This is a genomic window from Dellaglioa sp. CoH-57-MRSF-19, assembly GCF_056781975.1.
The window spans coordinates 257-548 of the sequence record NZ_JBXAXW010000092.1; the positions used below are offsets into that span (position 1 = coordinate 257).

Consider the following 292-nt stretch of genomic DNA (forward strand, 5'->3'; position numbering starts at 1 on the left):
CACGCCACCATCTATGACAAGAGCCGTGATATACGAAAGCGGAATTGCATCGCTCGGATTGACTGGCGTAGCAATACCGTTGAGCACCTGTGATCCCATGTTCAGCGGGCCCGTCATAGTCACGTTGCCAGCGACGGGAACAGCGTTCACGTTCGCGGCCGTCAATGACACGTTGCCGCTTCCGTTCGGGCTGATGCCGTTGACCGTGGATACAGTGCCTGCCGGAATCGCGGCGGTGACCGTGATTAGTCCGTTTGCTTCGGAGAGCGTAACGTTTTGACCAGCCACTAGC

1 protein-coding gene is annotated in these 292 nt (G+C 57.5%); it reads right to left on the bottom strand.

Annotated features, from left to right (window positions below; all coding sequences use genetic code 11):
• On the bottom strand, positions 1-292 hold a 292-nt coding region (locus tag AC1RO3_RS08380), incomplete at both ends, for a hypothetical protein (RefSeq protein ID WP_481763987.1).